Origin of the sequence: Geobacillus sp. ZGt-1, from assembly GCF_001026865.1 — a bacterium.
GTDB classification, from domain to species: domain Bacteria; phylum Bacillota; class Bacilli; order Bacillales; family Anoxybacillaceae; genus Geobacillus; species Geobacillus thermoleovorans.
This window is the reverse complement of sequence record NZ_LDPD01000023.1, coordinates 241,645-242,313: the sequence shown is the minus strand read 5'-3', so window position 1 is coordinate 242,313 and position 669 is coordinate 241,645. Positions and strand designations below refer to the sequence as shown.

The 669-nt window shown below is 45.1% G+C and carries 1 pseudogene; it reads right to left on the bottom strand.

The annotated features are described in order from the left end of the window. Nucleotides 1-669: pseudogene (locus tag VU18_RS20040) on the bottom strand (hypothetical protein); the annotation flags it as partial.

The following is a 669-nucleotide window of genomic DNA, read 5'->3' as shown; positions in this document are numbered from 1 at the left end:
GTTCGTTTTCGAACAATCGGTATGGGATGAAAAACGCAGCCAACTCCTGAATATGTTTGGTTGCCGGGATGCCATTGACGTCCAAGAACGGATCAACATAAAACGTGTAGGTTCCGTCAGCCACCGTGCTGTCGTAGAGCGAAAGGTTTGTGGTGTTGATGCTTTTTGGGATGATTGAGACGCTCTTGACTTCTTTTGTGCAATAATCTGTATTTGCAAGATTCGGAAACAAGTGGCATAGCTCATTGCGGATGGAAACGAGTTGATGCTTCAATTCCATATAATTTCTTGTTGTAGTGAGAAATGGTTTATAAACAAGGAAACGAGTATGTTGCACTTGAATTTGTTTGTAAGGACCGTTGATCACGGAGAGACAAGGGAGATGGTCCCCATGCCAACGGTACTTTTCCTTTCCGACAATCATGTTGACTCGTGTGCATGTTTTCGTTTCTACATTGGAGTGAAGCGTTCCGGATGAGTTGATATCGTAAAGCGTTGAATCCATGGACTGCGGATACCAGTTGGCTTCAAATGGCAACAACGTGACGCCCGATGTCAACGGATAAAAGGTTGAGCCGAACGTATGTCGATAATAGATCGTCATGGATGGGGCACCGTTGGTCTGCACCTGAACAACGTTTCCTTGTTGTTGAAAGGGCAAACGCTTCC